This is a genomic window from Shewanella sp. MBTL60-112-B2, from assembly GCF_019655055.1.
Lineage (GTDB): Bacteria > Pseudomonadota > Gammaproteobacteria > Enterobacterales > Shewanellaceae > Shewanella.
The window spans coordinates 1-25,711 of sequence record NZ_BPFA01000023.1 but is presented as its reverse complement, the minus strand read 5'-3'; the positions used below and the strand labels follow the sequence as shown (position 1 = coordinate 25,711).

The following is a 25,711-nucleotide window of genomic DNA, read 5'->3' as shown; positions in this document are numbered from 1 at the left end:
AGCCTGTTGACTCAGGAGCCGCCGCTTTGCCGCTGTAGCTGGCTGACAATATCCAAGCATTGATCTTTAAACCATTGGATCAATGGATCTTTGTGCACTCTTGCGTGCCAATAAAGGGTGCTGTCTAGCTGGGGCAGCTCGGTGAGCACGACTCCCTTTAATTGTGAACGCCACTTCTCGGAATTGAGTACACGCTGGGGCAAAAAACCTACGTGCTTTCCGCAGAGCAACCCCTGTAGTAAGACGAGAAACGAGCCTGTCGCAAAGGTGATCTTGCGTTGCAATTGATTATGCAATGCTAACTGTGTGATTTCCTGCTCGACTAGGTTTGAAGCTGAGTATTCGGCAGTATCATAAGCGAAAATCTGCGCCAGGGTCGGCTGTGCAATTTTTGCTAAGGGATGCGTTAGGCTATAGGCCGCGCAGTAATTATCTGTGCTGATATGACGGCCATGAATATTTGCGGGTGGTGTGTCGGTTCCCGCTGCCGCAATATCAATCTCACCTGACTCGAGTAAAGAAAATACATCTCTAGGCTTGTGTACAAACTCAAGCTCTACATTAGGCGCAAAAGTGAGGATCTTATCTAGCATAATGGGGATCATGCTCTGGGTAAGATCATCCATAAATGCAATGCGGATCACCCCGTGACTTTCCATCGGATCGAAAGCCGTCTGCGAGATCAGTCGATCGCTCATTTGCAACCATTCTGTGAGTGAACCATATAATCTCAATGCTTTACTGGTCGCACGAATGCCTTGGCCCTGTTTTACAAACAGCGGATCATCAAATATATTGCGCAACTTCTTTAAGTTTTGGCTCATTGCTGGCTGAGAGATGTCGAGTCGGTCTGCACTTTTTGAAACACTCTGTTCTTCAATAAGGATCGCTAGACTCAGCAATAAGTTGAGATCGCACTGTTGAATAATTTTTAAGTCAGTTGGATTCATAGGATTTGTTTTAAAGGAAAGTGTTTGTGAAAAAGGCTGACCAACTGACGTCTAAACCACTGTTGTAGCTCAGGAGCTCTTTGGTGGCGATCCCAGCAGATTTTAAGCTCAAGATTGATTGGCGAGCCGAGCCAGTCGAACTCTTTTGTCTCATGCTTAGGTAAAATGTGCATGGCGAAGTGGGGCAGCAAGGTAACGGTATTATTGGTTTGCAGTGCATAAAGCAGGGTGCTTAAAGAGTTACTTGTTAAAGCATATGCTGCATCGAGTGCGTCTAAGTGCTCTAGCGCTTCAATTGAATGCAGTTGGTTATGCTCTTGAAATTGATAGCGTAAGAGCTTGATCGCCTCTTTATTGGCGTGAAGGTTTTGCTTGTTCGTCGCTCTATGCGTGACCATCTGCCAAGGTGCAAGGCCTATAGGTTCACTAGCAATTGGGCTCGGTACATTGTCGTAGAAGCCGATAACCACATCGGCTTGCCCTCGCCTGAGAAGCTGGAAAGCATTGGCGTTTTGCGAGATGTATTCTAGCTCTATTCCTGGGGCTTTCTCACTCATCAACTCGATTAACGGTGCGATAATTAGCTGTGCGGTGACATCATTCATGATAAAACGTATACGGCCTTGAGCCGTTTTTGGGTTGAAATGATCGGCTTCTAATAGACGAGCTGTTTTATCTAGCAGAGGGGTTAACTCAATCGCAATGGCTTGAGCTTTATTAGTGAGAGTCATACCATTATTGCTTTTAAGCAGTAATGGGTCGGCAAACATTAGGCGTAAGCGTTTTAGCATTTGACTCATGGCAGATTGAGATAAACCTAATTGCTTGGCAGCATTAGAAACATGAGCCTCATTGAGCAACACTGCTAGGGCTAGTAATAGGTTTAAATCGCAATTTTTTAATCGTTCAAGATTGAGCTGGGTCAGCATTACCTAATCCTCTTCAAGATTCTGACTATAAACGATAAAAATTTGCTTGAATAGCTTTGGCCCAAAGAGAATAAAAGCCGTCCTTGGCTTAGTCTATCCTTGTTGCGCCCAACATTGCAGGCAACTTATCCTAGCTGTTCCCTAGTGAGAGTTGCTTTTGCTTACCTTAGCTAAAGTGACTCTCACAGCCGCTAAGTCAATATAGAACTAACGGGTCCTTACGTATCGTTTCGCCATCCTAGTGAGGTCGGGTCCTTAATGCTGATACTTAACTCTTTTACTGAGTAACTAACACTTGCTTTTGGCTAGTCAAAGTTACAACCACGCGGCGTTCAAGTGCACGATCTTGAAGAGAATTTGCCTGTGCGTCTTGTTCACCCACAGCTTGAGTATCAATACGCTGTACTTCAACACCATGTGTTTCTAAATAAGCCTCAACCTGCTTTACGCGCTTTTCAGAAAGCTTAAGGTTATATTCGCTGTTACCTTGATTGTCTGACTGGCCACTCAGTAAGATCACATCTTGATCTTGTTGCTTAGAAATACGAATGACTTCATCAAGCTGGGTTTTTGCATCGCCATTTAGCTCTGATGAGTCGAAACCAAATAACACTGCAACACTGTTGGTTTCTGTGATGATTTCATACACAGGTTCAGGCTGTGGCTTTGGACGTGGCATAGGCTTAGTTTGCTTCTCGATAACAGCTGGTAATACAACGGCTGTGGTTGTCGAAGGCTTTACACCAAAGCGGTAAGTAAGCTGAAGACCGACTGTTTGGGCATCCATGTTAGCGGTGTTCCATGCCGTTTCATCAATGTTAGCGAAACGGCGGTATTTAGCTGAAATAGCTAAAGAGTCAGTGATGTTGTAGCCAATGCCTGCACCAAAATAAGGAGCGGTATCAGTGGCGCTGACATATTTATTAGCGCTCATCTGGTGTGCTAAATGGTACTGATAGGCACCAGCTTCACCTGTTAAGAACCATTTTTCATTTAGCGGCAGCGTGCCCACAACTCCAAGAGTAAAACCGTCGACATCGATAGACTGACTGCCGTCTAGCCCGCCCCACATATGGGTATCGTCGTTAGTGCCTAGATCTTGCCAGCCAGCTTCAAAAGCAAGGTATTTGTTTAGTTGATAACCGACTAAAGCATTCCAGGCTAGATCGCTATCATCGCCTAGGTGGCTAACGGCAGAAACTGATTCGTAATTGCTCTGGCCTGCACCAGCTCCAATGTACCAAGTGTTATCTATGTCGGCTGCATTGGCGTAACCACATGTACCAATTAATGCTAGTGCAATTAATGTCTTGTTCATCATGTTATCTCCATTGAGTTTTCATTAGTTTCTTATTTCAATGGAGCGTATTTTGCGGGATCAGCTAAATTAGAGCGATAGAGTAAATACAATAACGATTATTTGATTTGCTTATGTATTTTGCTTGTTTTCGCTCTTAAAAGCGATAAAACGCGATGTTGCAGCTATTTGATATAAGTGATTTGGATGATGAAAAAAACGAATAGTTAGCGGTTATAGCAAACCGCTAACTATCGAGCAGGTTAGTGCTCTTGGATATGGATCTGCTTAACTGGACAAGGGATCTCTATATTCGCCTGTTTTAATGCTTTAAATAGTTCGGCATTCGTTTGGTATTTGTCTTGGAAATAACTGTCTGTGGCTACCCAGTATCGAATACCTATTTCAATACCAATACTGTTAAAGTCGTTAATACCGACCTGAGCTTTATCACCTTGGTAGACTTTAGGGCTGTCGGCTAGCACCTTAGCTAGCATGGCTACCACTTCTTCAGTATTGGACTGGTAGCTGATATTAAATTTAGTTTCGACTAGCTTATTAGCAAAAGAGTTATGCAAGATCTCCCCGATAATATGTTTATTGGGGATATTAATCTCTTCGCCTTCCTCATTGGTTAATACTGTCATGCCTAAATGGATATCCTTTACTAGGCCACCAACACCTTTAATTTCAATGGTGTTGCCCACAATAAAAGGCCGAGTCACAATAATAGTAATACCAGCAGCGTAGTTAGCTAACATGCCTTGCAGGGCTAGGCCCGCACCAAGAGAGGCTGCACCTATCGCAGCGACCATAGGGGTGACGCTGATCCCTAGTTTACCTAGAGCAATGACCCCCACCATAAGGATGACTAAGATCCGCACAAAGTTGCTGGTAAAGTTGCTGAGGGTGATGTCTATTTGGTGTTTTTCAAAAATTCGAGTGACAAGGTTGGCGGCCTTGGCTGCTAACCACAGGCCAATCAGAAAGATAATGACGGCACCTAGAATACTAAAGCTATATTGCACCAGAAATTCGGTGATGGCGGTATAAGCGTTTTGAATTTGCGCTATTTCTTGGTCTAGGCCTTGCTCATTCATGGATCTATCCTCTATGACAACCTTTAGCAATTAGCTTACTGAAAATAAACAGTTTTGTAACTCAGTTTTTGCGCAGTTGTGAGCTGTTATGAGTACATTTTTGACACTGAGCAACTTAGCGTGAAGAGGATCAAGCTTTGTTGCTAAGTTTACTGTTGCTCTGTAGAGAATAGGTTATTCTTTCCGCTAATTCTAATTTGCCGAGTCCTGTTATGAGAGCACTTATCTTCGTTTTATCTAGTATGTTAGCCACGTCTGCGTGGGCAAATTCCTATCAAGTTGGCGATCAAATCGTTGATATCAAGTTGCAAGATCAACACGAAGCGCAATACCAAGTTGATAGCACTACAACTCGGGTTTTATTTAGCAGCAGCATGGATGGCGGTACAGTTATTCAAGAGACTTTAGAAGCCGACCCTGAGTTAGTTAACGATTCAACTTTGATTTATGTGGCTGATATTAGTGGTATGCCGTCGTTGATTGCTCGTTTTGTTGCCTTACCTCAGTTTAAAAAGTTTCCGTACAGAGTGGCACTCGACAGCGAAGGTGAACAGACTAAGCCGTTACCTGCTCAAAAAGATCAGGCTACTCTAATTGAGCTTAATAATAATCAGATCACTAGCATCAGTTACTTTGAGACTGCCGATGCACTGCTCGCAGAATTGAAATAGTAGTGTAAAGCTGCTGTGACATTAAAAAGGGCGCTTAGCGCCCTTTTTACTTTTTTGCTGCTGATGCGAGCAATATTAGGCTGTATGCCCCTTTAAAATATCGTAGATCTCTTCTTTTAAATGTAGCTTCTTAAGCTTGAGATCATGCACCTCTGAGGTGTAATCACTAGCGCTGCTCTTTTCCAGATTTTTTATCTCCTCATCAAGTTGGTTATGCTTGTTAAATTTCTTCTGAAAGTGCGTGTCAGATGTCTTTAGTTGGCTGATAAGTTCTCGGTACTCTGGAAACATGCAGGCGTCCTTTTGGCTGTTTTATTGCGGTTTTTCGTTTGGTTCAGCTTTAAATTAACGCGATTTACTATGGCTAAATGTGATATTGATCAAGTTGTGAACGATTAAATATGTAAGATTGAAATGAGTGAATTTTTGGCATAATTCTACTGCTACAAGCTCATAGATACTCTAATAAAACGGTTTGAGTTTAGAAGAAATAATCTTGGGCAATTGCTAGCTAAGCAATTGCTAATGTTCGAGTTGTATCTTGTGGTCGACGGGCTCAACATTTGATTATAGACAGGTTTTTTAGCTGTTTATTTGGCTGGCGCTATGCTGAGTAGCTGCTATATTCTAGCTCAGCGTTCTGATTGGTTTAGTAACTAGATTACGACAAATCATTTACTCTTGGCGGGGAAAGTGTGATCTGCTTAACCTTTTTGGTGGCTAGACTAGGTTAAAGTCGTTTTAATTCGATTTATAAATTCAAAAATGAAAGGGGTTTTCACGATGTCTGATGTATTTCATTTAGGCTTAACTAAAGAGATGTTAGATGGTGCTAGCTTAGCGATTGTGCCAGGTGATCCAGAGCGTGTTAAACGTATTGCCGAGTTAATGGAGAATGCGACATTTTTAGCGAGCCATCGTGAATACACCAGTTATTTAGCATACATAGACGGCAAAGCTGTGGTTGTATGTTCAACGGGGATTGGTGGTCCATCGACCTCTATTGCCATTGAAGAGTTAGCACAGCTTGGTGTGCGTACCTTCTTACGCGTAGGCACAACAGGCGCGATTCAACCACATGTTAATGTGGGCGATGTGATTGTGACTCAAGCCTCAGTGCGTTTAGATGGTGCAAGTCTGCACTTTGCACCAATGGAGTACCCTGCGGTAGCAAACTTCGAATGTACCACGGCTATGGTAGCAGCGAGTCGTGAAGCGGGTCTTGAGCCACATATTGGTATTACGGCATCGTCAGATACTTTCTACCCGGGCCAAGAGCGTTACGATACGGTATCTGGCCGTGTGACACGTCAGTTCAAGGGCTCTATGCAAGAGTGGCAAGATCTAGGTGTGCTTAACTATGAGATGGAGTCTTCAACGCTGTTTACCATGTGTGCATCACAGGGTTGGCGTGCAGCTTGTGTTGCGGGGGTTATTGTTAACCGTACTCAGCAAGAGATCCCAGATGAAGCAACAATGAAGAAGACCGAAGTTAGCGCGGTATCTATTGTGGTTGCTGCAGCTAAGAAGCTGCTCGCATAAGCTTGGCAATATGCAATAAAAAAGGCGCTTATAGCGCCTTTTTTATTGCTCTATACTCGTTATAAAAACCGTTCTAGAAATGGTATTTAGCAATTACCGAAAAGGTGTTTTGGTCAATACCATCAACACCGTATTTGTTCTTCCAGTAATCGTACTCGATACCGACAAATAGCTTGTTTTTCTTATGCTCACCTAGCACTACCGCACCTAAGTCATACTTAATTTGTGGGTTGAAGTGGAAGTTGGTCTCATAAGCGGCTTCATCTGCTGCAAATACCCAGTCAATAAAACCATCAAAAACGATATTTGAGTTGCCTACAGGGAAGTCCATTCTAAATGATGGTGTAAGCTGCCAGCCATCACTGCTGTTATCGCTACTGATTGCATGTCTGCGGTAAGTGTTTAGCTGGAAGTAGCTAAAATAAGGGACGTTAATGTCCATACCCACACCGTACAAAAAGGCTTTAACTGGGCCTTCACCTTCTTCAAGTGTTAGCGCAAGAGATAGATCGGTAACTGGGCCAAAGCCAACGGTTTTACCTAAAATCTTACCTGCACTGAGACGGGTTGAGATTTCGCCATAAGTCGTGTTGTTTTTGCCGCCATTTGTACCATTGAAATAGGTCAAATCTTGGAAAGCAAACCAGTCACCGTACTTCCAGTCACCAGCCGTTTCAAAGGTAATAGTGGTCTGTGATTCTGACGGGGCTAAATCGTAGTTGTCACCATAAAGTGCTGTCACGCTAGCGTCCCACCAGTTAACCATATTGTCAGCCATTGCAGCCGGGCTGACTAGCAAAGCTAAACAGAATAATTTCTTGTTCATCGTAAAACCTTTTATTGTTATGAGATCTCGGGTACAGCAAATTGGAATTATACCTATAGGCATTTAATCGTTATTTTGCTGGCGGGGAATATAGGCGGAAAGTGATTAATGTTCAAAGGGTTTATTGAGCTTTTTTGAGATAGCTAATGAGCATGCTTTATAACTTATTGATTATTTGATTTCTCGCCAACGTCTTATTTAGTGACTGTCTTTTAAAGAGAACTTTTATGCTAAAAATTGAAATCCATCGACTAAATAAGAAGCAGGAGGCTGCTTGCCTAGAGGAGTTTGGTCGCCTGTGTTACAGTCATTATTAGAACTCTTTTGACATATTATGTCGCGCAAAATGTGTTCAGCTGATATAGTCATCATAGGCTCTTTCATTTCAGGGGGAAATATGGAGTTTTCAAATCCGATCATAATTTGGGCATGTATCGGGGTTATTCTCGTACTCGCTGAGATCATATTGCCGGGCGGTATTGTGATTCTTTTAGGCGCGGCATGTTTAGTGGTTGCAAGCGCCTTAGCTATCGGTTTAGTCGAAGGAATAGTACAAAGCTTAACGCTTTGGTTTATCGCATCTATGGTGCTACTACTTGCCTTTCGTCAAGTCACACAGAAGTTGGTTGGCGGCGATGCTCATGTTGGCAACACTGATGAAGAGTTGGATATTTACGATCAGCTCGCCATCGTCAAACAAACCATAGGTCCGGCGCAGCAGATGGGACGGATCGAATTTCAAGGCTGTGAATGGTCTGCACTGGGGGATGGTAGTGAGATTGCTGCTGGCTCCAAAGTTAGGATTATCTGCAGAGATAATATTGCGTTAGTGGTTGAGCCTTTAAAGGCTGAAGACGAGCACTTCGTAGAAAAGTAATTAGTTAACCCAGGAAGGGACCTCTCTATGTTCGCATTTACACTCTTTGTTCTATTTGTGTTTTTTATCCTCTATAAATTACTGCTAATTGTCCCTATGCGTGAGGTCAATGTGATTGAGCGCTTAGGTAAGTTTCGCACCGTGCTACAGCCCGGATTTCACTTTCTTATCCCATTTTTTGATCGCGTGGCCTATAAGCATGAGATCCGCGAGCAGGTACTCGATGTGCCCCCGCAAAGCTGTATTTCAAAAGATAACACCCAGCTAGAAGTTGATGGTTTAGTCTATTTAAAAGTGATGGACGGTAAGCTTGCCAGTTACGGTATTGAAGATTACCGACGCGCCGCGGTAAACCTAGCGCAAACCACCATGCGCTCAGAGATAGGTAAGCTAAGTCTAAGCCAAACCTTCTCAGAGCGAGATAGCCTGAACGAGTCAATCGTACGTGAAATCGATAAGGCTTCAGATCCTTGGGGGATCAAGGTGCTACGTTACGAGATTAAGAACATCACCCCATCACGCAAAGTCATTCACACCCTAGAGAAACAGATGGAAGCGGAGCGCAGTAAGCGCGCCGAAATCACTCTGGCCAATGCAGAAAAAGCGGCGATGATTAACCTGTCAGAAGGCGAACGTCAAGAAGCGATTAATCTATCAGAAGGTGAGAAGCAGCGCCGTATTAACGAGGCGAAAGGTACCGCACAAGAGATTGCTATTATCGCCCGAGCTAAGGCTGAAGGCATGGAGCTTGTTTCTACTGCGCTGGCAAAAGAGGGCGGTCATGAAGCGATGAATATGCAGCTTAAAGAGCAGTTTATTACTCAGGTTGGCAAGATATTGGATGAGGCCGATGTGTCTGTCGTACCAGCTGAGCTCGCTAAAATTGAAGGATTCTTTGAAGGCATGGAACAGGTCACTCACGCAGTGTCTGCCAACTCATTGAAAGGAGCACGCTAATGATTGCTGGAATTAATACAGATTTGATTGTAATGGCTATCTGGGGCCTTATCTTTGCCATCTTCGTGATTAAGCTATTTCAGTCGATTCGTCTCGTGCCGACAAAGTCTGCTTACATCGTTGAACGTCTAGGTAAATATCATTCAACCTTAGACGCAGGCTTTCATGCCTTGGTGCCTTTTGTCGATAAGGTAGCGTATATCCACGACTTAAAAGAGGAAACCATTGATGTGCCACCACAGGAGTGCTTCTCTTGTGATGAGGTTAATGTTGAAGTCGATGGGGTTATCTATATCTCTGTAATCGATCCTGTAAAGGCGAGCTACGGTGTCACTGACTACCGTTATGCGGCAATTCAGTTGGCACAGACAACAACTCGAAGTGTCATTGGTACCCTAGATCTAGATCGTACCTTCGAAGAGCGTGATGTGATTAGCGCTAAAGTGGTAGAAGTGTTGGACCAAGCGGGCGCTATGTGGGGAATTCGTGTTCACCGTTATGAGATTAAGAATATCACCCCGCCTGAAACGGTAAAAAATGCCATGGAGATGCAGGTCAATGCAGAGCGTGAGCGTCGTGCATTACTGGCAAAGAGTGAAGGTGATAAGCAGAGTAAGATTAATCGCTCTGAAGGTATAAAAGCAGAAACTATTAACCATTCAGAAGGTGAAATGCAGCGCCGTATTAATGAAGCGGAAGGTAAAGGGGAAGAGATCTTAACCATTGCCCGAGCCACGGCGGAGTCGATTGAGCGTATGGCAACTGTGATTGCGGCGCCAGGCGGCAAGAATGTGGTGCGTATGCAACTCGGTGCTCAGTACCTTAAGCAGCTTGATGGAGTCAGTACTGGTAAGAGTAAGGTTATCTTACCTGGTAATATGATGGACTTCGATCACTGGATGAATAGCATAGGTCTAGAAGAAGCTAAAGACTAGCCGATTCTGGCTGTCGCTAAAGTATTGATGCTAGCTCCTGTAATGGAGCTAGCATTTTTATTTGGCAGCTATCGGTTCCATATTAGATTCATTGAGTTTAAAAACGATAAGGCGAGGTACTATGGCATTTAATGATAAGTTTAGGCTTAGTAGCCACGCGGTGATCTTAAAACCGGGTGTCAGCGAACCGAGCGTCTTACTGTTAAAGGCCAACTATGGTGACTGTCGTTGGGGGCTGCCTGGCGGGGCATTGGAGCCAAATGAGACTATTCATGAAGCGCTGCTACGTGAATGCCAAGAAGAGCTGGGGGTTCTAGTGCAGGTTAAGTGTCTTACCGGTGTTTACTATCACCAAGCGTATGACTCGCAAGCCTTTATCTTCTTTTGTGAACTCGATGACTCTCACACCATATGCCTTAGTGAAGAGCATAGCGAATATCACTACACACCCGTTTCAAGATTATCTAAGGTACAAAGGCAGAGGATAGAGGATTGCCTTAGTTATGACGGCGTAGTGGTTAGCCGCAAGTTCTGACGTTTCTTTTTAGGTCATAGCGATATCGGTCATGGTCAATGCCGTCAGTCTTGACGGCATTGACCATTTAATTACATGGCAGTTAGCGGAATAGGTTGCTCTTGAGTCGCAAGGTTTTCGTGGATCTCCTTATAGTGAGCACCAATTTCGAGTAACTCTTTTAGAGGCACAACCTTACTGATTAGAAAGCCTTGAGCATAATCACACATCATAAAGCTAAGTTCATCTAACTGCTCTTGAGTCTCGACCCCTTCGGCAATAACTCTGATCCCTAGAGCGTGAGCCATCTCGATAGTGGCGATGATCAGCTCGTTACTCTTACCGTCTTTATTCATATCGTTAATGAAGCTGCGATCAATTTTAAGGATCTGAAAAGGATAGGTTCTGAGGTAACTGAGCGAAGAGTAGCCTGTACCAAAATCATCCATGGAGATACAAAAACCGGCATGACTTAGTTGTTTTAGAGCATCCAAAGTGTAGGCATGGCCACTCAGCAGTACACCTTCGGTGATCTCGAGTTCTAGGGAATCGGGGTTCATGCCAAAATTGTTAACTTGATCTATGATGATCTGGACTAGGTTTGGATTTCTAAATTGCCTTGGTGACAGGTTAATGGCGACCCTAAAGTTGTCATTAAACTTCTTCTGCCAAGTGCGCGCAGCTTCTAGCGCTTGTTCGAGAATAAACTCCCCCATTGATTCTATCACTCCCGTTTGCTCGGCAATTGGAATGAATTCGGCAGGTGATACGCTGCCTAGGGTTGGGTTATTCCAGCGAAGTAGGGCTTCGGCTCCCATAATACTGCCATCTCGGATATCGAGTTGAATTTGAAAGTGAGCTTGCAGTTCCTCTCTCTCTATGGCTCCGTGGATCTGCTCTTCAATTGCCAGGCGGCGTGATACTTCTTTATTCATCGCGTGAGTGAAGTAGGAGTAGGTATTTCGGCCAATACTTTTGGTGTGATACATGGCCGAGTCGGCATTTCGTAGCAGCTCGGATGGAGTTTCGCCGTCATTAGGATAGATGGCGATACCTATACTGGCGGTAAGCACTAGTTGCCGGTTATTGATATAGAAAGGCTTTCTAAATCCACCAATTAAATTCTCTGCTAGAGGTTGGGCGTCACTGGCACTCGACAGATCATCGAGTAATATGATGAATTCATCTCCCCCTAGGCGCCCTACAGTATCTTCTGCTCTAGTGGCATCAAGTAAGCGCTTTGATGCGCTGATAAGTAGTTGGTCACCGGCTTCATGGCCTAAGGAGTCGTTAATCTTCTTGAAATCATCCAGATCGAGAAAGATAACTGCAATCTTCTGGCCGCTTCTCTCACTGGCTTCGACTAATTGCTCAAGCCGTTTTAGGGCGGAGAATCGGTTAGGTAGGTCAGTTAAGGTATCGTAATGGGCTTGATGGCGAATAAGTGCTTCAGCTTCTCGGCGCTCGCTATTGTCATAAAAAGAGATCACGGCACCATCTTTTTTGTTCTGTAGTGCGAGAGGTTGTGATTTGTAATCGACAGGAAAGCTGCTGCCGTCGGCTCGCCAAAAAATATCTTCCTTAATCTCTCCATTATCGAGTTGCTGCGCCACTTCGTTAGAGGGATTATTTTGATAGAACAGCTCCTGCATATCGGAATTTAGTAGTTGTGCAGGGCTAGAGTATCCGAGTAACTGAGCACATATGGGGTTGGCAAAGATGCACTTTCCTTTATCGTCGATGGCATAAATAGCAACCGCAGCCGACTCTAACACAGCCTGAAGAAGTGGATTATTTGCTTGAACGTCCTCTTGTAACAGCTCTTGTTCCGTTTTGCGCTGTTTGTGTTTAGCGCGTAGTTCTCGCTTGGCTTGTAATTGTTTTAATGAGTGGAACTTAGCGACATTGGATTGGGCGTTAGGCGATTGCCCAATATCAGTCGAACTCTCATCTTCAGGCGTTTGTATCTGCGAGGGCTGTTGATAAAAATACAGCCAAAGCGCGCCGAGAAGGGCGATGTTAGCGGATAAAAGTAAGGGGATAACTATCTGTATTTCAGGGCCTTGTGATGGCGAGCTGAATACCCAAAGTATGCCTAGTGTAACGGTTGAAATCGTCATTAGAAGGCATAGGTGCCATGGATTTATAGAAAAAATTTTACTGATTTGCATACATCACATCCAGAGTTTGACAATTAAACTTGCTCTCTTGCGGCTAAATTAAATCGGACAAGCCAGTTTACTGAGGTCATGCTGATTGTGGCGTTAAGGGGATAGGCATAAGGCCATGTGCGTAGCGGTATAGGGCTGAGTTTGCAGAAGTATTAGGTAATTCATATTTAGTCCTTTAAATATTTAGATAAATGTTCAGAAATCAAATCCGTTGATCACATTGCAACTAAGTATAGGACTTAAATCAGTAAATGGTAAATACGCTTATATGTAACAAAACATCCGCTTGAGTCTTAAAAAGTTTTCATAGATAAATCAGATGCTAATCAAGGTAATCTTATTTAGAATTGTGCTTATTACCGCAATTAATTGAGTAAAAGAGCTAAATATGACAATTGAAAGAATTGAAACTGCCGCCCGCATGAGCCGCATCGTTAAGCATAATGGCACCATCTATCTATGTGGTCAGGTGGCCAAAGATGCAGAACAAGATATTACCGAGCAAACACGTACCATGCTTGAAAAGGTCGATGCACTACTCGAGCAAGCTGGCAGCGATAGAGAGCACATCTTATCAGCCACAATTTACATTAAAGATATGCAGTACTTTGCTGAAATGAACGCAGTGTGGGATGCATGGGTGCCTGCTGGCCACGCACCTGCTCGTGCATGTGTAGAAGCTAAGATGGCTCGTGATGCACTATTAGTTGAAATTTCAGTGGTAGCTGCTGAAAAAGCTTAATACCCCATTACCGAAGTGACCCCTCACTTCGGTAATATCATTTCCTCTCCGATTTTAACCCAGTGCAATCGCGCTTATTCTATCCCCGAGTTCCTCGCTTCTGTTATACTGCCCGCCTGATTTTTTGGAGGCAATAATGGACGTATCATCTTTACTTGACGGCCTAAACGACAAGCAGCGTGAAGCTGTTGGTGCACCGCAATCTAGCATGCTGGTATTAGCGGGCGCGGGTAGTGGCAAAACGCGGGTACTCACCCACAGAATTGCCTGGTTGATGCAGGTTGAACAGCAAAGCCCTTATGCAATTTTAGCGGTAACCTTTACCAATAAAGCGGCAAAAGAGATGCGAGAACGTGTTGAGAAGGTTGCTGGTGGCAATATGAGCCGCATGTGGATAGGCACTTTTCACGGCTTAGCACACCGTTTGCTGCGCACCCATTATAAAGATGCCAATCTGCCTGAGAGCTTCCAGATCTTAGATTCAGACGATCAACTGCGTCTAATCAAACGTATTCTAAAAAGCCTTAACTTGGACGAAAAGCAATATCCGCCAAGACAAGCGCAAGGCTACATCAATGGTAAGAAAGACCTAGGTCTACGCCCATCACATATCGATGCTGGCGGGTTTCCTATTGAGCAAAACTTACTGAAGATTTATCAAATCTATCAAGACTCATGCGACCGCGCAGGTTTGGTGGATTTTGCCGAAATCTTACTTCGAGCTCATGAACTGTGGCTCAACAAGCCGCATATATTGGATCATTACCAAGACAGATTTAAACATATCTTGGTGGACGAGTTTCAAGATACCAACGCCATTCAATATGCCTGGATCCGTGTACTTGCAGGCTCTACGGCCAATGTGATGATTGTTGGTGATGACGACCAGTCTATTTACGGCTGGCGTGGCGCTCAGGTTGAGAACTTGCATAAGTTCTTAGCCGACTTCCCGGCAGCACAAACGATTCGGTTGGAGCAGAACTATCGCTCCAGCGGTAACATTCTAAATGCATCGAATGAGTTGATTGCCAATAACCCTGATCGTATGGGTAAAAAGCTTTGGACCGATGACAAAGACGGTGAGCCAATTGGCCTTTACTGTGCCTTTAACGAAATGGACGAAGCGCGCTTTATTGTTGGTCGTATTACCGACTGGCAAGATGAAGGCGGCAAGCTAGAAGACTGCGCCATTTTATATCGATCTAACGCTCAATCACGGGTACTGGAAGAAGCCTTATTACATAAAGGTATCGCTTACAGAATTTATGGCGGCCTGCGTTTCTTCGAACGCCAAGAGATTAAAGACGCCATGGGCTACCTGCGCCTAATCAATAACAAGAATGACGACGCGGCGTTTGAACGTGTCGTTAACACCCCAACTCGTGGTATTGGTGATCGCACCTTAGAGATCATCCGAACTACCGCACGTCAGCAAGAAATGACCTTGTGGGAAGCGAGTATTCGCTTACTGGAAGAGAAAGTCCTTAACGGCCGCGCCGCCAATGCGGTACGTGGTTTTATGGATCTGATTGTCGCCATGAGAATGGATACTGACGAGCAATCTTTGCACCGCATGACAGATCACGTTATCCAAACGTCAGGCCTAAAGGCTATGTACGAGGCTGAGAAGAGTGAAAAAGCTCGTGCTCGTGTAGAGAACTTAGAAGAATTAGTGACAGCCGCTCGCAGCTTTGTGATGCCTGAAGAGATTGAAGATATGGGCGAGCTTAATGCCTTCTTGTCTCATGCGGCGTTAGAAGCTGGTGAAGGTCAGGCCGATGAGTTTACCGATGCGGTGCAGTTAATGACACTGCACTCGGCCAAAGGTCTAGAGTTCCCTATGGTATTTATGGCGGGAGTCGAAGAGGGTTTGTTCCCAAGTCAAATGGCGATAGATGAGGGCGATCGTCTCGATGAAGAGCGCCGCCTTTGTTATGTGGGTATGACCCGCGCGATGCAGAAGCTGTATATCACCTATGCAGAATCTCGCCGTATTTATGGCCGTGAAAGCTTCGCTAGACCATCACGCTTTGTAAAAGAAATTCCTGAGCAATATGTGCAGGAAATTCGTATGCGAACTCAGGTTTCTGCGCCAGCGGTAAGCAGTCGCTTTAGTAAGCAAGATAGCGCATTTAACGAATCAGGTTTTAAGATTGGCCAGCGTGTGATGCATCCAAAGTTTGGCGAAGGCACTGTGACTAACTACGAAGGTAGTGGTGCACAGGCGCGTATTCAGGTTAACTTTTTCGACGTGGGCAGTAAGTGGTTAGTCATCGCTTACGCACGCTTAGAAACGGTGTAATTGAGCTAAATAAGTTAAAACTAAAAATAAGGCTGAGCGTAGACTCAGCCTTATTTTTAGCCGATAAAACCAGCATAGGTTTTATTTATCTCGATACTGGTTGAATACTGTTACAGCTCAGTCATAATGCGGTTACAAAACTAAAGGCCGAAGACGTTGTAGGAGAGCCTAATCATGAATTTAAGGGATAAACTAGACGTTTATATGCGACTCGCGCGTATGGACCGTCCCATTGGTACCTTGTTGTTAATGTGGCCATGTTTAATGGCCTTAACTTTTGCTGCTGGTGGGTTACCCGATCTAAAAGTCTTTATTATTTTTGTGATTGGCGTATTTTCGATGCGGGCTTGTGGCTGCATCATTAACGATTATGCCGATAGAAAGCTCGATGCCCATGTTGAGCGCACCAAAGCGCGGCCACTAGCTAGCGGTGAGGTTTCCAGTAAAGAAGCCTTGTTACTGTTTTTAGCTGTAGCCTTGTTTTCCTTTGGCTTAGTGCTAATGCTAAACCCGCTGGTGGTACAGCTATCGGTTGTTGGTATCATTCTTACCATCATCTACCCCTTTACCAAACGCTATACCAATATGCCGCAGATGTTCTTAGGGACGGTATGGAGTTGGTCTATTCCTATGGCATATGCCGCGCAAACAGGCACAGTTCCTGTTGAGGCGTGGTGGTTATTTGCAGCTAACTGGTGCTGGACGGTGGCTTACGACACCATGTATGCCATGGTTGATAGAGATGATGATTTAAAGGTTGGCATCAAGTCGACGGCGATCCTATTTGGTCGTTTTGATAGGCATATTATCGCGCTATTCCAAATTGCAGCATTGAGCTGCTTTATTATTGCCGGATTGGTTGCTGGCCGAGGCGAGATCTATGCCTTAGGCATTGCGGCTTTTATTGGCTTTGGCTTGTACCAACAAAAGTTGATCTATGGCCGAGAACGAGCGCCATGTTTCACCGCTTTTCTGAATAATAACTGGGCCGGTATGGTGTTATTTACTGCATTATTACTGGACTACTTAATTATTGGTTAATCGCTTGCCGAGCCAAAAAAAACGCCTCTTTTGAGGCGTTTTTTTATGGCTAAAATATAGCAGTGTTTCACCTCCTCGCGACGTTGATATCACAACGAGTTGAAGATCTCTGACTATACTTACGGTTGTCGTTAACCATGGCTTCTTAAGGATCATAGAAGTGACATCTTGGTTGGCTAAGCTTAGATAACTGCTTTATCACTGATGAGCAATATATTGGTATTAGTGGGGTAGCAGCAAATGGATTTGAATGCGGTGGGGGGATTGATGTCACCTTGGGTTATTGCTTATGAAGCGGGGCAGTGGGCCGATTATGAACTGGCTTTATTGCTGGTGCTAGCATCAACATTACTGGTATGGCTACTGGTGTGCAGGTTTAAACCGCAAGGGTTTTTACGCTGGACTCTTGCAGTGCTCTGCTGTGTTGCACTTACCGGCCTGTGTCTGACGAGCCGTGTCGATGCTCTGCAAATTAGCTCATTGCTAACCAAGGGCAAAAATATTGAAGTGCTGGATGGTCTCTATCGCTATGGCGAATACCACTTTCCTCACCATAGCGCCCATGGAATAGACTTTCGGGAAATTCATATCGGTCAGCGTATGCTAAAGCTTTATCACGGTGGTTACTTAGCGCATAGTCGCTGCTATCGTGACTTCTACAATAGCAACCGATTTAGTGACAATATCGAGCTGCGTTTGTACATACATTGGTATAAACACGAACTAGTATATAAGCGCGAAAAGGTTGTGATCAAAACTCCCTGTATCTTAAAAATCGAGCAGCGAAACACCGGTTAAAAGGCCTTAAATTTTTTGCTGTACGACTGCCAACTTATTTTAGGGTTAGACAACGTCTTGATTTAAAACTTCTCAGTGGTGGTAGGCAATATCGGTGTTAACTGCTGCGAGTTATTTAAGGTCTTATACCAATTAGTATAAAGATTTGGTCGCTCAGCGAGAGTTTAGCGGCACTGAGACAAGGCAACGAGTGCAGAGCATAGTTATTCTACGTTTAAGCTTGTTAACGCAGTATCAGAGCCGCTAAAACTCGCCATTCTGGAGCGTTTTTGGCTGCCTACTTCTGCGTTGAATAACTTCACAAGGGAGCAACCATTCTTTCAGTTATTCGCCTTGAATTAGTTTGTCAAAAACGCTCTGAGTAGATCAACTTCTTATACTGATTGGTATTACTATCAGCAGTTTCTATTGAGCTTTTTAGGCTCTTTCCTTGCTCAGTGTTAAACAACCAATCCATACCATGAATCGCAGTGGTAGCAAAGGCGGTGGCGTGGTGGGCTTCATCGATAATCAATAGCTTGCTGTTCAATGCAGGGCTACTGATTTCAAGATTGTTGAGTAATGCCTTAAAGTGCTGAGCATCGGCCACCATGTTATGTTGAGAGTCGCCGCCTTCCTCGTTATGTTCAAGCGCACCTATCCCGATAAATACATTCGCATCTATCGCGGTAAGTGAGTTGATATTCTTTGCAAACTGAGTCAGAAACCAGCGTTCATGCCACCAAAAAGAAGGGCTACCTATTAAGTAATTTGTGAAGAGGTCAGGTTGTTGCAACAATATATAGGCGCCAAACAGGCCACCTAAAGAGTTACCTACATAAGTTCGCTGACTGGCATCAGTGCGAAAGTTCTGCTCCATATAGGGGATGATTTTAGTCTTCAGAAAGTGTAAATGTCTGTCGGCGCCGCCGGTTATTTTTTTCCAACTTGAGTCTACCGTAGGTGTGTAATCCCTGACTCGGCTATGATCACTTTTCAGCCCCAGCTCCCATGAGATCCCAACGATAATTGCCGGTGCCATTTGATTTGAATTCATCGGGAAGCGGGTCACGCCAGACATGATCTGAAAGGTATACATAGCATCGGTAAGGTAGATCACCGGGTAGTGCATATCTTTGTTTGCAGAAGATTTATAACCTTTTGGCAGTTTGATATACAGTCGATAGGTACGTGCTTTATCGCTAATTTGTACAGTATGGCTACGGGGAATGCTGAAAGGCGTGGTTAAGTGTGCGGTTGCTTCGATAACGGTTTTATTGGCCATGCTCGCAGTAGGAAAAAAGCTCGCTAACAGTATGACGCAAAGCATGAGTCTAATTGATGAGGCATTGAGGTTTCGGGATAACATTAGCGGCTCTACTTATCCATAAGTTATGGCAATAGCTTAACCTTTTCTTCAAATGAAATCTCTTACATTTAGCGTAACAAATAACCAGCCTTGGTGATTGAGTTTATCGCTGGTGACAAAATAAAACGGCTAAAGGTTATCCAGCAGACTTGTTTAGCGGCGAGGATCTCACATTGTAAATAAAGCGAATTAGTAGGCTGCTTATAAATAGGCTGTTAAGTAAGTAGGTTTTTGATAAGTAAGCAGAACATTTAGGCCTGCTTACTCTTGCTTAAAAGCGGACGCTTTTAATCAGGGGGGTTAAAGCCTACGCTTTAACTAGCTTTTCAAGATCAGCTGGGCGGTAGTAAACAGACTTTAATACCTTGCCTTGGCGAACAACCTTGCCGGCCATTTCAACATCTTTAGCACACTTGGCGATAATGAAGTCCCCTTTAGTGCTACCGACAATTTCAACGCCTTGTTTAGCGTAAAATTCAATTGTCTCATTAAGCTCTTGCTCGCTGCGACATACCTTACTCATATTGCTTGAGTGCACTTCATCCCAGCAGCTAACAAAATCGATTTCGCGGTTCTTTGCTACATGTAATAGCAAGTCGATAACGTAGCTAATTTCAAGTCTATCTGTAACTTGTGTAGCACCTAGGTGCACTAAGCGACCCATCAATACATAGACAGAATCAACAATTGCGTCGGCTTGTTCTACGCGACTGTCAGCTTCAGCAAGCTCGGTGAGCTCTTCAATCGCAAGCGATGTGTGTAGCGTATCGGCCTTATCATCTAGCGTGCTGACATCCGCGATCGGTAGGTCAAAAGTCATGCGGAACTCTCGAATATCGCGATATAGGTGATCGTATAGTGGCTGATCCAAAGCGGATAGTTTCATCGGTAGTGTGCCTTTGTTGCTGAATATAATTAACAGCCGCCATACTAATGAAATGGTGCGCTAAATGAAAGTCGATCGAGTGGGGAGCTGAGGTTTCATCGGAGTTTAATTAACAGCGAGATTGTAACCGTTCAAATAAAAAACCGATTGGTATTAATCTAGCTTGCTGCAAAGGTGCGTGATGATCTGAGTTTGGATTTGTTTAATTAAGTTTTGACTATGTTGATGGTCTATATCGAGAGCTTGCCAGCCATCAGTGCCCATTATTGATAATTGACAGATATTGATGCTACCCGTTAGCTCAAACTCACCTGACAGCTTAACTATTCCTAGGCTGGTATTGAGTCGATTAATAGTAAAGTTTGCCATGATGAACTCAACTGTCATTGTCTATAAACAACATAAGCCGATGTCGACTCGCTTGCAATAAAGTTTGCGCAGTTGTTGTCTTTTTGTTCGGTCAGTAGGCCTGGTATGAATTTTTATCATCAGCGATGACTTTCAGGGTAAATGCAGCTTGGGTGCATGTTTAATCATTATTAGCTCTTTGTTTGAATAGCTAGGCTATTTTACAGCCAAATGTCAATTACTTAGCCTGGCGGGGACGGGCAGAGTGCTAGACGCTGTTGTTAACTTTATGTAAGGATGTGGTTTCATCCTATGCACCTTGGTTTATTTTTCAGTGCGAAAACCGACATAATTTAGAGGTTTCATTTTAGAAAGAGTGCTTAGGTAATAAGAATAATAAAAAGGATGCTACATGAGCTCAAATAATGATCTTCAACAGTCTGAATCAGTGACTATGGATCCTCTGCAAGACGGTAAGCATACCACCCCAACATTACTCGATGCACTTCTGCCCATTATCGCCCTAGTGATGATGCTTACCGCAGCCGTTTACCTGTTTTCATCTGACAGCTCTTACGGGGCAAATCAGATAGCCTTGATTATGGCGGGCTGTATAGGCCTGTTGATAGGTTGGAAAAATGGTTATAGCTGGGCTGAAATGGAGCAAGGAATTGTCCGTAGCATAGGTGTCGCCACCGGAGCACTACTCATTCTATTTACCGTAGGCTCCCTTATCGGTACTTGGATCCTCGCTGGCACAGTACCGACCATGATCTATTACGGCATGCTGGTTCTTAATCCAGAATATTTTTATGCGGCCTGTTGTTTGTTATGTGCGGTTGTCGCCATCAGTATCGGTAGTTCGTGGACGGTTGCGGGTACCTTAGGTATTGCCTTGGTCGGTGTGGCCTCTGCCATGGGGCTGAGTGTCGAGATCACCGCTGGCGCCATTATCAGTGGTGCATACTTTGGCGATAAGATGTCTCCAATGTCAGACACCACCAACTTAGCACCTGCAGTAGCTGGAACCGATATTTTTAGTCATATCCGCCATATGGTTTGGACCACTGTGCCAAGCATTATCATCGCTATGATCTGTTTTCTATTATTAGGTTTCAATAATCAGGCGGTTATCGATAACAATAACTTTGAGCAAACCTTATCGCTGATTCAGACGCAGTTTAATCCGGGAGTACATCTGCTGTTGCCGCTATTAGTGGTATTTATCCTAGCATGGAAAAAAATCCCCGCCTTCCCAACTGTCATCATAGGCACAATAGCTGGAGCTGTCTGCGCAGTACTGTTTCAATTTGATAACGTAGTGGATTTTGCTGCTGATGACAGCCTAAGCCCTGTGGTTGCTTTGGTCAAAGGCGTCTGGGTGGCAATGTTTAATGGCTATACGGCGAATACGGGGGACGAGGTACTAGATAACCTGCTGAGTCGCGGCGGTATGAGCAGTATGATCAACACTGTGTGGCTGATTTTATGCGCCATGACCTTCGGTGGCATTATGGAAGTCACTGGGCTACTTAAGCGTATTTTGCAAAGTGTTCTAGGCTTGGTGAAATCTAGTGGCAGCTTGATAATAACCACGCTGGCAAGCTGTATCGGCGCCAACCTTATCACCGCCGATCAGTTTATCGCAATAGTGCTGCCAGGAAGGATGCTTAAGGTGGAGTACACCAAACGCGGTCTAGCTCCAGTTAACCTAAGCAGAGCGTTAGAAGATTCTGCCACCATTACTAGCCCGCTTATTCCGTGGAATACCTGCGGCGCCTATATGGCTAGTACATTAGGGGTGGCGACGGTTGCATATCTACCTTATGCCTTCTTTAATTTAGTCTGCCCACTGATCAGTGCTGCCTATGCAAAATATGATTTTAAAATTGAGCGTATAGAACCTGCTGAAGCCGCAACTGCTGTAGCTTAAGGGCGGTAGCTTAAGAGTTGTACATTAGACAAAAAAAAGCCTTGCCGGTTAGGAGTCGACAAGGCAGTTGGCACTGTGATTGACAGAACCTAAATTCACCATGGAGAGGTGAGGTAACCCATCGAAATGGGCGTTTAGCAGGAAAGCAATGTTTAAATCACTTTAGGACCTAGGACCTAGGACCTAGAGCACTCGCATGCTCCTTTCGAGGGCGCTTCGCGGCTAGAACAGACTTCGTCCTGCTATACAGTCAAAAGACGGCATAAATGCCGACCTACAAGGGGCTTTGATGACGGCAGTTCTAATCTTTTCCTGCTGTTTCGGCTTTTATCGTCTTGGCCTGTTCCGTCTTAGCTTGATTCTAGCTCCTAAAACCTAGAACCTAGAACTAACGATGCGCATATTTCGCCGTCAGCTTTTCAAGGTATGGCTGCACCTCTTTGTCGCCCCAATCAAGGTAACCACGCAAGAAACCTACAAGGTTGCCTGAACCATCGAATACATAAGTGGCTGGCACTACGTCTGCAGGCATAATTTGGTCGATAGTTTTCTTCGGGTCTAACCAAGTCTGGTAATGGCCTAGTTCGTGGCGATCTAAGAAGGCCTGTACCTTGTCACTTTCTTCATCAATTGAGATGGGTACAACTACCAAGTCGTTATTCTTGTTTACTTGGCGGATGTTTTCCATCTGCGGGATCTCTTTGATACACGGTGCACACCAAGTAGCCCAAAGGTTGACCAGTACTAACTTACCCTTGTATTGCTTAAGGCTAATTTCATCGCCTTTAGTGTCGGTGAACATCACTTCAGGCACTGAGCGGGCTGACTGCATCTCAATAAAACGTGACATAATCAGCGGCTTTTCAATGGCTTTACCTGTGTTATAAACCTTAGTCGATGCAACTTGAGCTTGGGCTGGTATAAGTAGAGATGACAGAACCAATAAGCCGCTCAGTAGATGTGTTTTATTCATAGGTGGTAGCCTTCATATCTTGATGTTTACGTTGTTCACGGATCCACATTACTGCAAATGCAATAATGCCAAATAGCAGTAGTATCGGACCAAACCACAGCACGGCAGTTGCGCCTGAAAAGCTAGGTTGGTATCTGATTTTTTCGCCATAGCGTTGTACTAAAAAGTCGATGATCTCAGCTTTAGACTCACCTTGTTCTAGCATTAAAAAAATCTGACCTTTGAGCTCGCTAGCAATCGGTGCGCCTGAATCAAATAGATTCTGATTAACCGACATCGGGCAGCGTAGCTCATGGGCAATTTCAAAGCCTAAATCGCGAATTTGATCTGGGGTGTAATGGAGCTTGTCGCTAGCCGTTTGTGCTGACGCTTGCACCGAAAGACTGATGCACAGCAAAATAGCCAAGCCTGATAACAAGCGGATTAACGATGAGGTGTAAGCTTTACTCATGCGAGTTCTCCCGCTTTAGGTGTATTGGCAGAGTATTGCAGTGTTACAGAGCTAGCGTTTGCTGTGCGGCGTAGGCGAAGTTGATAAAGGCCTGATACAGCTGCAATCATGCCACCTAACATCATCATTAGCGCACCAATCCAAATCCAACAAGCTAAAGGCTTATGGCTAATACGTACCAAGTACTCTGTTTCACTTAGCTGTTGGCCACTCGATACATACAGGTCACGCACTAAGTTGCGCATAATGCCTGCTTGAGTCGTCTGCATCGCATTGGTCTTAAAGGTTTGGCGCTGAGGGGTGATGTAACCTACAAAGTTATCATCCACATCGGTTACGCGAATATTGGCTTGAATTGCAGTGTAGCTTTTGGCGTCCACATCCACTGTGTCTTCATACACAAAGGTGTACCCTGCCACTACTTTGCCTTGACCGGGTCCCATTCTTAATAACTCTTGGGTTTCAAAGTTAGACACCGCAGTTGCACCAATAATGCTGATAGCCACACCAAAATGAGCAATCATCATTGGCGCTTTTTTAGTGATGGCCGCAAAGCCTTGTGAGCGAAGGCTAAATACTAAGTATCCCAACGTTAGGAACACCCAGCTTGCTGATGTTGCGCCGATCCATACCCAAGGGTTAAAACCGCCGCGAGTTTGCATCGCGACTAAGCCACCTATTATTGCTGCCACAGCGAATAGGCCTGCAAGCGGGTATAAACGGTTTAGCGATTGCTGCTGCCATTTAATTAAAGGCGCGGCGCCCATCAGTAATACCGCTACAAAAGTTAACGGTACAAAAATGCTATTAAAATATGGCGCGCCTACCGACAGCGTGCCCAAATTAAGTAGTTCAAATAACAGTGGGTAGAAGGTACCTAGTAGCACCGAAATAGCTGCCACAACCAATACAATATTACCTAATAGCATTACAGTGTCGCGCGACAGTAAGGCGAACTCAGACTTAGATTTAATCAGGTTAGCTTTGAGCGCGAACAGAGTTAATGCGCCGCATACAAATACCCCAAGCAGGAATAAAATCGACATGCCGCGAGTTGGATCTGAGGCAAAAGCATGTACCGACTGCACTATGCCAGAGCGCACTAAGAAGGTACCCAATAAGCTCAGAGAGAAGGCCAATAAACACAGTAATAAAGTGGCAATCTTAAAGCTGCTACGTTGCTGGCTCAGTACCACGCTGTGCAGCAGGGCGGTGGCTACCAGCCAAGGAATAAACGAGGCATTTTCTACCGGGTCCCAGAACCACCATCCGCCCCAGCCAAGCTCGTTATAAGCCCACCATGAACCAAAAGCGTTACCACCGGTTAAAAACACCCAAGCCATTAATACCCATGGGCGTAAATAGCTAGCATGTTGCTGAGTAAACTTACCGCCAAGCAAAGCCGCAATCGCCGCAGCAAACGTCACTGTTAAGCCCACATACCCTAAAAACAACATAGGTGGATGGAAGATGAGCCCTATGTCTTGCAAGATGGGATTAAGGTCACGGCCTTCAATGGGGAAATTGGGCAACAGGCGTGCAAACGGGTTAGAGGTAAACAGCATGAATAAGTTAAAGCCGGCAATCACAAACGCCAAAATAGCAATCATACGGCCGATAAATAGTGGGTCTTGGTAGCGCGACGAAAACACAATCAAACAGCCCCAAATAGCAATTGAGACTACCCAAAACAGCATTGACCCTTCATGGCTTCCCCATACCGCCGCCACTTTATATAAGGTGGCGAGCTGAGTATTGGAGTGGTTGGCAACATAAGCGACTGAGAAGTCATTAACTAAGAATGAAATAAGTAAACATAATATAGAAGCACTAATCGTGACGGTCATTAATGCTGTTAGAGTCTTTACGTAGCTAAACAGATAGCTGTTCTTGGTATAAGAAGCATAGAGGGGAATAAATGAAAGCAGTAAAGCCGTCACTGTACTAATTATAAGGAAAATAAGTCCGAGTTCTGGGATCATCTTATTAACTCTCTATTTATTAACTTATCTATTTGCAAAGGTTATGTTCAACGGAAGTGTTAAAAAAATTGTTATAAATTCATTGTTGCTAAACTGAATTAAGCTACTTTGGGTTGTTAAGTCTTACTGCTTATTTAT

The 25,711-nt window shown here is 44.4% G+C and carries 24 protein-coding genes; 11 read left to right on the top strand and 13 right to left on the bottom strand.

From position 1 onward, the window contains the following. Positions 1-11 precede the first annotated feature (11 nt). The 4 genes from K5Q73_RS14395 to K5Q73_RS14380 form a co-directional block, all read right to left on the bottom strand. A complete protein-coding gene (locus K5Q73_RS14395) occupies positions 12-950 on the bottom strand; it encodes a LysR family transcriptional regulator (protein WP_220763465.1) in 939 nt (312 codons plus the stop codon). Beyond that, positions 947-1,879 (bottom strand): LysR family transcriptional regulator, encoded by a 933-nt coding sequence (locus K5Q73_RS14390; protein ID WP_220763463.1) that lies wholly within the window; start codon positions 1,877-1,879, stop codon positions 947-949. Before K5Q73_RS14390 ends, K5Q73_RS14395 begins: the two co-directional genes overlap by 4 nt. A 277-nt stretch (positions 1,880-2,156) precedes the next feature. After that, complete coding sequence (locus K5Q73_RS14385; RefSeq protein WP_220763461.1) at positions 2,157-3,200, bottom strand: outer membrane beta-barrel protein; 1,044 nt, start codon at positions 3,198-3,200, stop codon at positions 2,157-2,159. 239 nt (positions 3,201-3,439) lie between these two features. Next, positions 3,440-4,276: a mechanosensitive ion channel family protein gene (locus K5Q73_RS14380; RefSeq protein WP_220763458.1), complete on the bottom strand. Its 837-nt coding sequence runs from the start codon at positions 4,274-4,276 to the stop codon at positions 3,440-3,442. A 212-nt stretch (positions 4,277-4,488) separates the two neighbouring features. Between K5Q73_RS14380 and K5Q73_RS14375 the strand changes: the two genes are divergently transcribed. After that, entirely contained in the window at positions 4,489-4,947 is a 459-nt protein-coding gene (locus K5Q73_RS14375; RefSeq protein ID WP_220763457.1) for a hypothetical protein, read from the top strand. Between the two features lie 75 nt (positions 4,948-5,022). Here the strand turns inward: K5Q73_RS14375 and K5Q73_RS14370 are convergent, their stop codons facing one another. After that, positions 5,023-5,238 (bottom strand): YdcH family protein, encoded by a 216-nt coding sequence (locus tag K5Q73_RS14370; RefSeq protein ID WP_220763455.1) that lies wholly within the window; start codon positions 5,236-5,238, stop codon positions 5,023-5,025. Between the two features lie 492 nt (positions 5,239-5,730). On the opposite strand from K5Q73_RS14370, the gene udp reads away from it, so the two are divergent. Continuing rightward, a complete protein-coding gene (udp, locus tag K5Q73_RS14365; protein ID WP_220763453.1) occupies positions 5,731-6,489 on the top strand; it encodes a uridine phosphorylase in 759 nt (252 codons plus the stop codon). A gap of 73 nt (positions 6,490-6,562) precedes the next feature. Here the strand turns inward: udp and K5Q73_RS14360 are convergent, their stop codons facing one another. After that, entirely contained in the window at positions 6,563-7,315 is a 753-nt protein-coding gene (locus K5Q73_RS14360; RefSeq protein ID WP_220763451.1) for an ion channel protein Tsx, read from the bottom strand. Positions 7,316-7,712: 397 nt separating this feature from the next. On the opposite strand from K5Q73_RS14360, the gene K5Q73_RS14355 reads away from it, so the two are divergent. The 4 genes from K5Q73_RS14355 (at position 7,713) to K5Q73_RS14340 (ending at position 10,619) form a co-directional block, all read left to right on the top strand. Next, positions 7,713-8,192, top strand: coding sequence for an NfeD family protein (locus tag K5Q73_RS14355; RefSeq protein ID WP_220763449.1), 480 nt, complete (start codon positions 7,713-7,715; stop codon positions 8,190-8,192). Positions 8,193-8,219: 27 nt separating this feature from the next. After that, positions 8,220-9,149, top strand: coding sequence for a slipin family protein (locus K5Q73_RS14350; protein WP_220763447.1), 930 nt, complete (start codon positions 8,220-8,222; stop codon positions 9,147-9,149). Then, positions 9,149-10,084, top strand: coding sequence for an SPFH domain-containing protein (locus K5Q73_RS14345; protein ID WP_220763445.1), 936 nt, complete (start codon positions 9,149-9,151; stop codon positions 10,082-10,084). The genes K5Q73_RS14350 and K5Q73_RS14345 overlap by 1 nt, the downstream gene beginning before the upstream one ends. Positions 10,085-10,205: 121 nt before the next feature. Continuing rightward, positions 10,206-10,619: an NUDIX domain-containing protein gene (locus K5Q73_RS14340; protein WP_220763443.1), complete on the top strand. Its 414-nt coding sequence runs from the start codon at positions 10,206-10,208 to the stop codon at positions 10,617-10,619. Between the two features lie 71 nt (positions 10,620-10,690). Here the strand turns inward: K5Q73_RS14340 and K5Q73_RS14335 are convergent, their stop codons facing one another. Continuing rightward, complete coding sequence (locus K5Q73_RS14335; protein ID WP_259650799.1) at positions 10,691-12,718, bottom strand: EAL domain-containing protein; 2,028 nt, start codon at positions 12,716-12,718, stop codon at positions 10,691-10,693. Positions 12,719-13,157: 439 nt separating this feature from the next. Here K5Q73_RS14335 and K5Q73_RS14330 point away from each other — a divergent pair, with 439 nt between their 5' ends. The 4 genes from K5Q73_RS14330 to K5Q73_RS14315 all read left to right on the top strand — a co-directional run bounded on the left by K5Q73_RS14330 (position 13,158) and on the right by K5Q73_RS14315 (position 17,652). Continuing rightward, entirely contained in the window at positions 13,158-13,511 is a 354-nt protein-coding gene (locus tag K5Q73_RS14330; RefSeq protein WP_220763440.1) for a RidA family protein, read from the top strand. A gap of 136 nt (positions 13,512-13,647) precedes the next feature. Then, positions 13,648-15,813 (top strand): DNA helicase II, encoded by a 2,166-nt coding sequence (uvrD, locus tag K5Q73_RS14325; protein WP_220763438.1) that lies wholly within the window; start codon positions 13,648-13,650, stop codon positions 15,811-15,813. A 174-nt stretch (positions 15,814-15,987) separates the two neighbouring features. Further along, positions 15,988-16,854 carry a 4-hydroxybenzoate octaprenyltransferase gene (gene ubiA, locus K5Q73_RS14320; protein WP_220763436.1) on the top strand — a complete coding sequence of 289 codons (867 nt, stop codon included), beginning with the start codon at positions 15,988-15,990 and terminating at the stop codon, positions 16,852-16,854. Between the two features lie 240 nt (positions 16,855-17,094). Beyond that, complete coding sequence (locus tag K5Q73_RS14315; RefSeq protein ID WP_259650798.1) at positions 17,095-17,652, top strand: hypothetical protein; 558 nt, start codon at positions 17,095-17,097, stop codon at positions 17,650-17,652. Between the two features lie 346 nt (positions 17,653-17,998). Here K5Q73_RS14315 and K5Q73_RS14310 read toward each other — a convergent pair whose 3' ends face one another. From K5Q73_RS14310 to K5Q73_RS14300, 3 genes are all read right to left on the bottom strand, one after another. Beyond that, the gene (locus K5Q73_RS14310) at positions 17,999-19,000 is read right to left on the bottom strand and encodes an alpha/beta hydrolase (RefSeq protein ID WP_220763434.1); all 1,002 of its coding nucleotides are present in this window, start codon (positions 18,998-19,000) and stop codon (positions 17,999-18,001) included. A 307-nt stretch (positions 19,001-19,307) separates the two neighbouring features. After that, positions 19,308-19,886 (bottom strand): nucleoside triphosphate pyrophosphohydrolase family protein, encoded by a 579-nt coding sequence (locus K5Q73_RS14305; protein ID WP_220763432.1) that lies wholly within the window; start codon positions 19,884-19,886, stop codon positions 19,308-19,310. A 153-nt stretch (positions 19,887-20,039) separates the two neighbouring features. Then, positions 20,040-20,255 (bottom strand): hypothetical protein, encoded by a 216-nt coding sequence (locus K5Q73_RS14300; protein WP_220763430.1) that lies wholly within the window; start codon positions 20,253-20,255, stop codon positions 20,040-20,042. A 391-nt stretch (positions 20,256-20,646) separates the two neighbouring features. On the opposite strand from K5Q73_RS14300, the gene nhaC reads away from it, so the two are divergent. Then, positions 20,647-22,167 carry a Na+/H+ antiporter NhaC gene (gene nhaC / locus K5Q73_RS14295; protein WP_220763428.1) on the top strand — a complete coding sequence of 507 codons (1,521 nt, stop codon included), beginning with the start codon at positions 20,647-20,649 and terminating at the stop codon, positions 22,165-22,167. A 388-nt stretch (positions 22,168-22,555) separates the two neighbouring features. Here nhaC and K5Q73_RS14290 read toward each other — a convergent pair whose 3' ends face one another. The 3 genes from K5Q73_RS14290 to K5Q73_RS14280 are packed head-to-tail and all read right to left on the bottom strand — an operon-like array spanning position 22,556 to position 25,573. Next, positions 22,556-23,140 (bottom strand): TlpA disulfide reductase family protein, encoded by a 585-nt coding sequence (locus K5Q73_RS14290; protein WP_220763426.1) that lies wholly within the window; start codon positions 23,138-23,140, stop codon positions 22,556-22,558. Continuing rightward, a complete protein-coding gene (locus tag K5Q73_RS14285; RefSeq protein ID WP_220763424.1) occupies positions 23,133-23,591 on the bottom strand; it encodes a cytochrome c-type biogenesis protein in 459 nt (152 codons plus the stop codon). Before K5Q73_RS14285 ends, K5Q73_RS14290 begins: the two co-directional genes overlap by 8 nt. After that, complete coding sequence (locus K5Q73_RS14280; RefSeq protein ID WP_220763422.1) at positions 23,588-25,573, bottom strand: heme lyase CcmF/NrfE family subunit; 1,986 nt, start codon at positions 25,571-25,573, stop codon at positions 23,588-23,590. Before K5Q73_RS14280 ends, K5Q73_RS14285 begins: the two co-directional genes overlap by 4 nt. Positions 25,574-25,711: the final 138 nt, after the last annotated feature.

Coding starts and splice junctions, on each gene's coding strand:
- K5Q73_RS14395 (WP_220763465.1), bottom strand. CDS start 950: ATGAATCCAACTGACTTAAAAATTATTCAACAGTGCGATCTCAACTTA.
- K5Q73_RS14390 (WP_220763463.1), bottom strand. CDS start 1,879: ATGCTGACCCAGCTCAATCTTGAACGATTAAAAAATTGCGATTTAAAC.
- K5Q73_RS14385 (WP_220763461.1), bottom strand. CDS start 3,200: ATGATGAACAAGACATTAATTGCACTAGCATTAATTGGTACATGTGGT.
- K5Q73_RS14380 (WP_220763458.1), bottom strand. CDS start 4,276: ATGAATGAGCAAGGCCTAGACCAAGAAATAGCGCAAATTCAAAACGCT.
- K5Q73_RS14375 (WP_220763457.1), top strand. CDS start 4,489: ATGAGAGCACTTATCTTCGTTTTATCTAGTATGTTAGCCACGTCTGCG.
- K5Q73_RS14370 (WP_220763455.1), bottom strand. CDS start 5,238: ATGTTTCCAGAGTACCGAGAACTTATCAGCCAACTAAAGACATCTGAC.
- udp (WP_220763453.1), top strand. CDS start 5,731: ATGTCTGATGTATTTCATTTAGGCTTAACTAAAGAGATGTTAGATGGT.
- K5Q73_RS14360 (WP_220763451.1), bottom strand. CDS start 7,315: ATGAACAAGAAATTATTCTGTTTAGCTTTGCTAGTCAGCCCGGCTGCA.
- K5Q73_RS14355 (WP_220763449.1), top strand. CDS start 7,713: ATGGAGTTTTCAAATCCGATCATAATTTGGGCATGTATCGGGGTTATT.
- K5Q73_RS14350 (WP_220763447.1), top strand. CDS start 8,220: ATGTTCGCATTTACACTCTTTGTTCTATTTGTGTTTTTTATCCTCTAT.
- K5Q73_RS14345 (WP_220763445.1), top strand. CDS start 9,149: ATGATTGCTGGAATTAATACAGATTTGATTGTAATGGCTATCTGGGGC.
- K5Q73_RS14340 (WP_220763443.1), top strand. CDS start 10,206: ATGGCATTTAATGATAAGTTTAGGCTTAGTAGCCACGCGGTGATCTTA.
- K5Q73_RS14335 (WP_259650799.1), bottom strand. CDS start 12,718: ATGACGATTTCAACCGTTACACTAGGCATACTTTGGGTATTCAGCTCG.
- K5Q73_RS14330 (WP_220763440.1), top strand. CDS start 13,158: ATGACAATTGAAAGAATTGAAACTGCCGCCCGCATGAGCCGCATCGTT.
- uvrD (WP_220763438.1), top strand. CDS start 13,648: ATGGACGTATCATCTTTACTTGACGGCCTAAACGACAAGCAGCGTGAA.
- ubiA (WP_220763436.1), top strand. CDS start 15,988: ATGAATTTAAGGGATAAACTAGACGTTTATATGCGACTCGCGCGTATG.
- K5Q73_RS14315 (WP_259650798.1), top strand. CDS start 17,095: ATGGATTTGAATGCGGTGGGGGGATTGATGTCACCTTGGGTTATTGCT.
- K5Q73_RS14310 (WP_220763434.1), bottom strand. CDS start 19,000: ATGTTATCCCGAAACCTCAATGCCTCATCAATTAGACTCATGCTTTGC.
- K5Q73_RS14305 (WP_220763432.1), bottom strand. CDS start 19,886: ATGAAACTATCCGCTTTGGATCAGCCACTATACGATCACCTATATCGC.
- K5Q73_RS14300 (WP_220763430.1), bottom strand. CDS start 20,255: ATGGCAAACTTTACTATTAATCGACTCAATACCAGCCTAGGAATAGTT.
- nhaC (WP_220763428.1), top strand. CDS start 20,647: ATGAGCTCAAATAATGATCTTCAACAGTCTGAATCAGTGACTATGGAT.
- K5Q73_RS14290 (WP_220763426.1), bottom strand. CDS start 23,140: ATGAATAAAACACATCTACTGAGCGGCTTATTGGTTCTGTCATCTCTA.
- K5Q73_RS14285 (WP_220763424.1), bottom strand. CDS start 23,591: ATGAGTAAAGCTTACACCTCATCGTTAATCCGCTTGTTATCAGGCTTG.
- K5Q73_RS14280 (WP_220763422.1), bottom strand. CDS start 25,573: ATGATCCCAGAACTCGGACTTATTTTCCTTATAATTAGTACAGTGACG.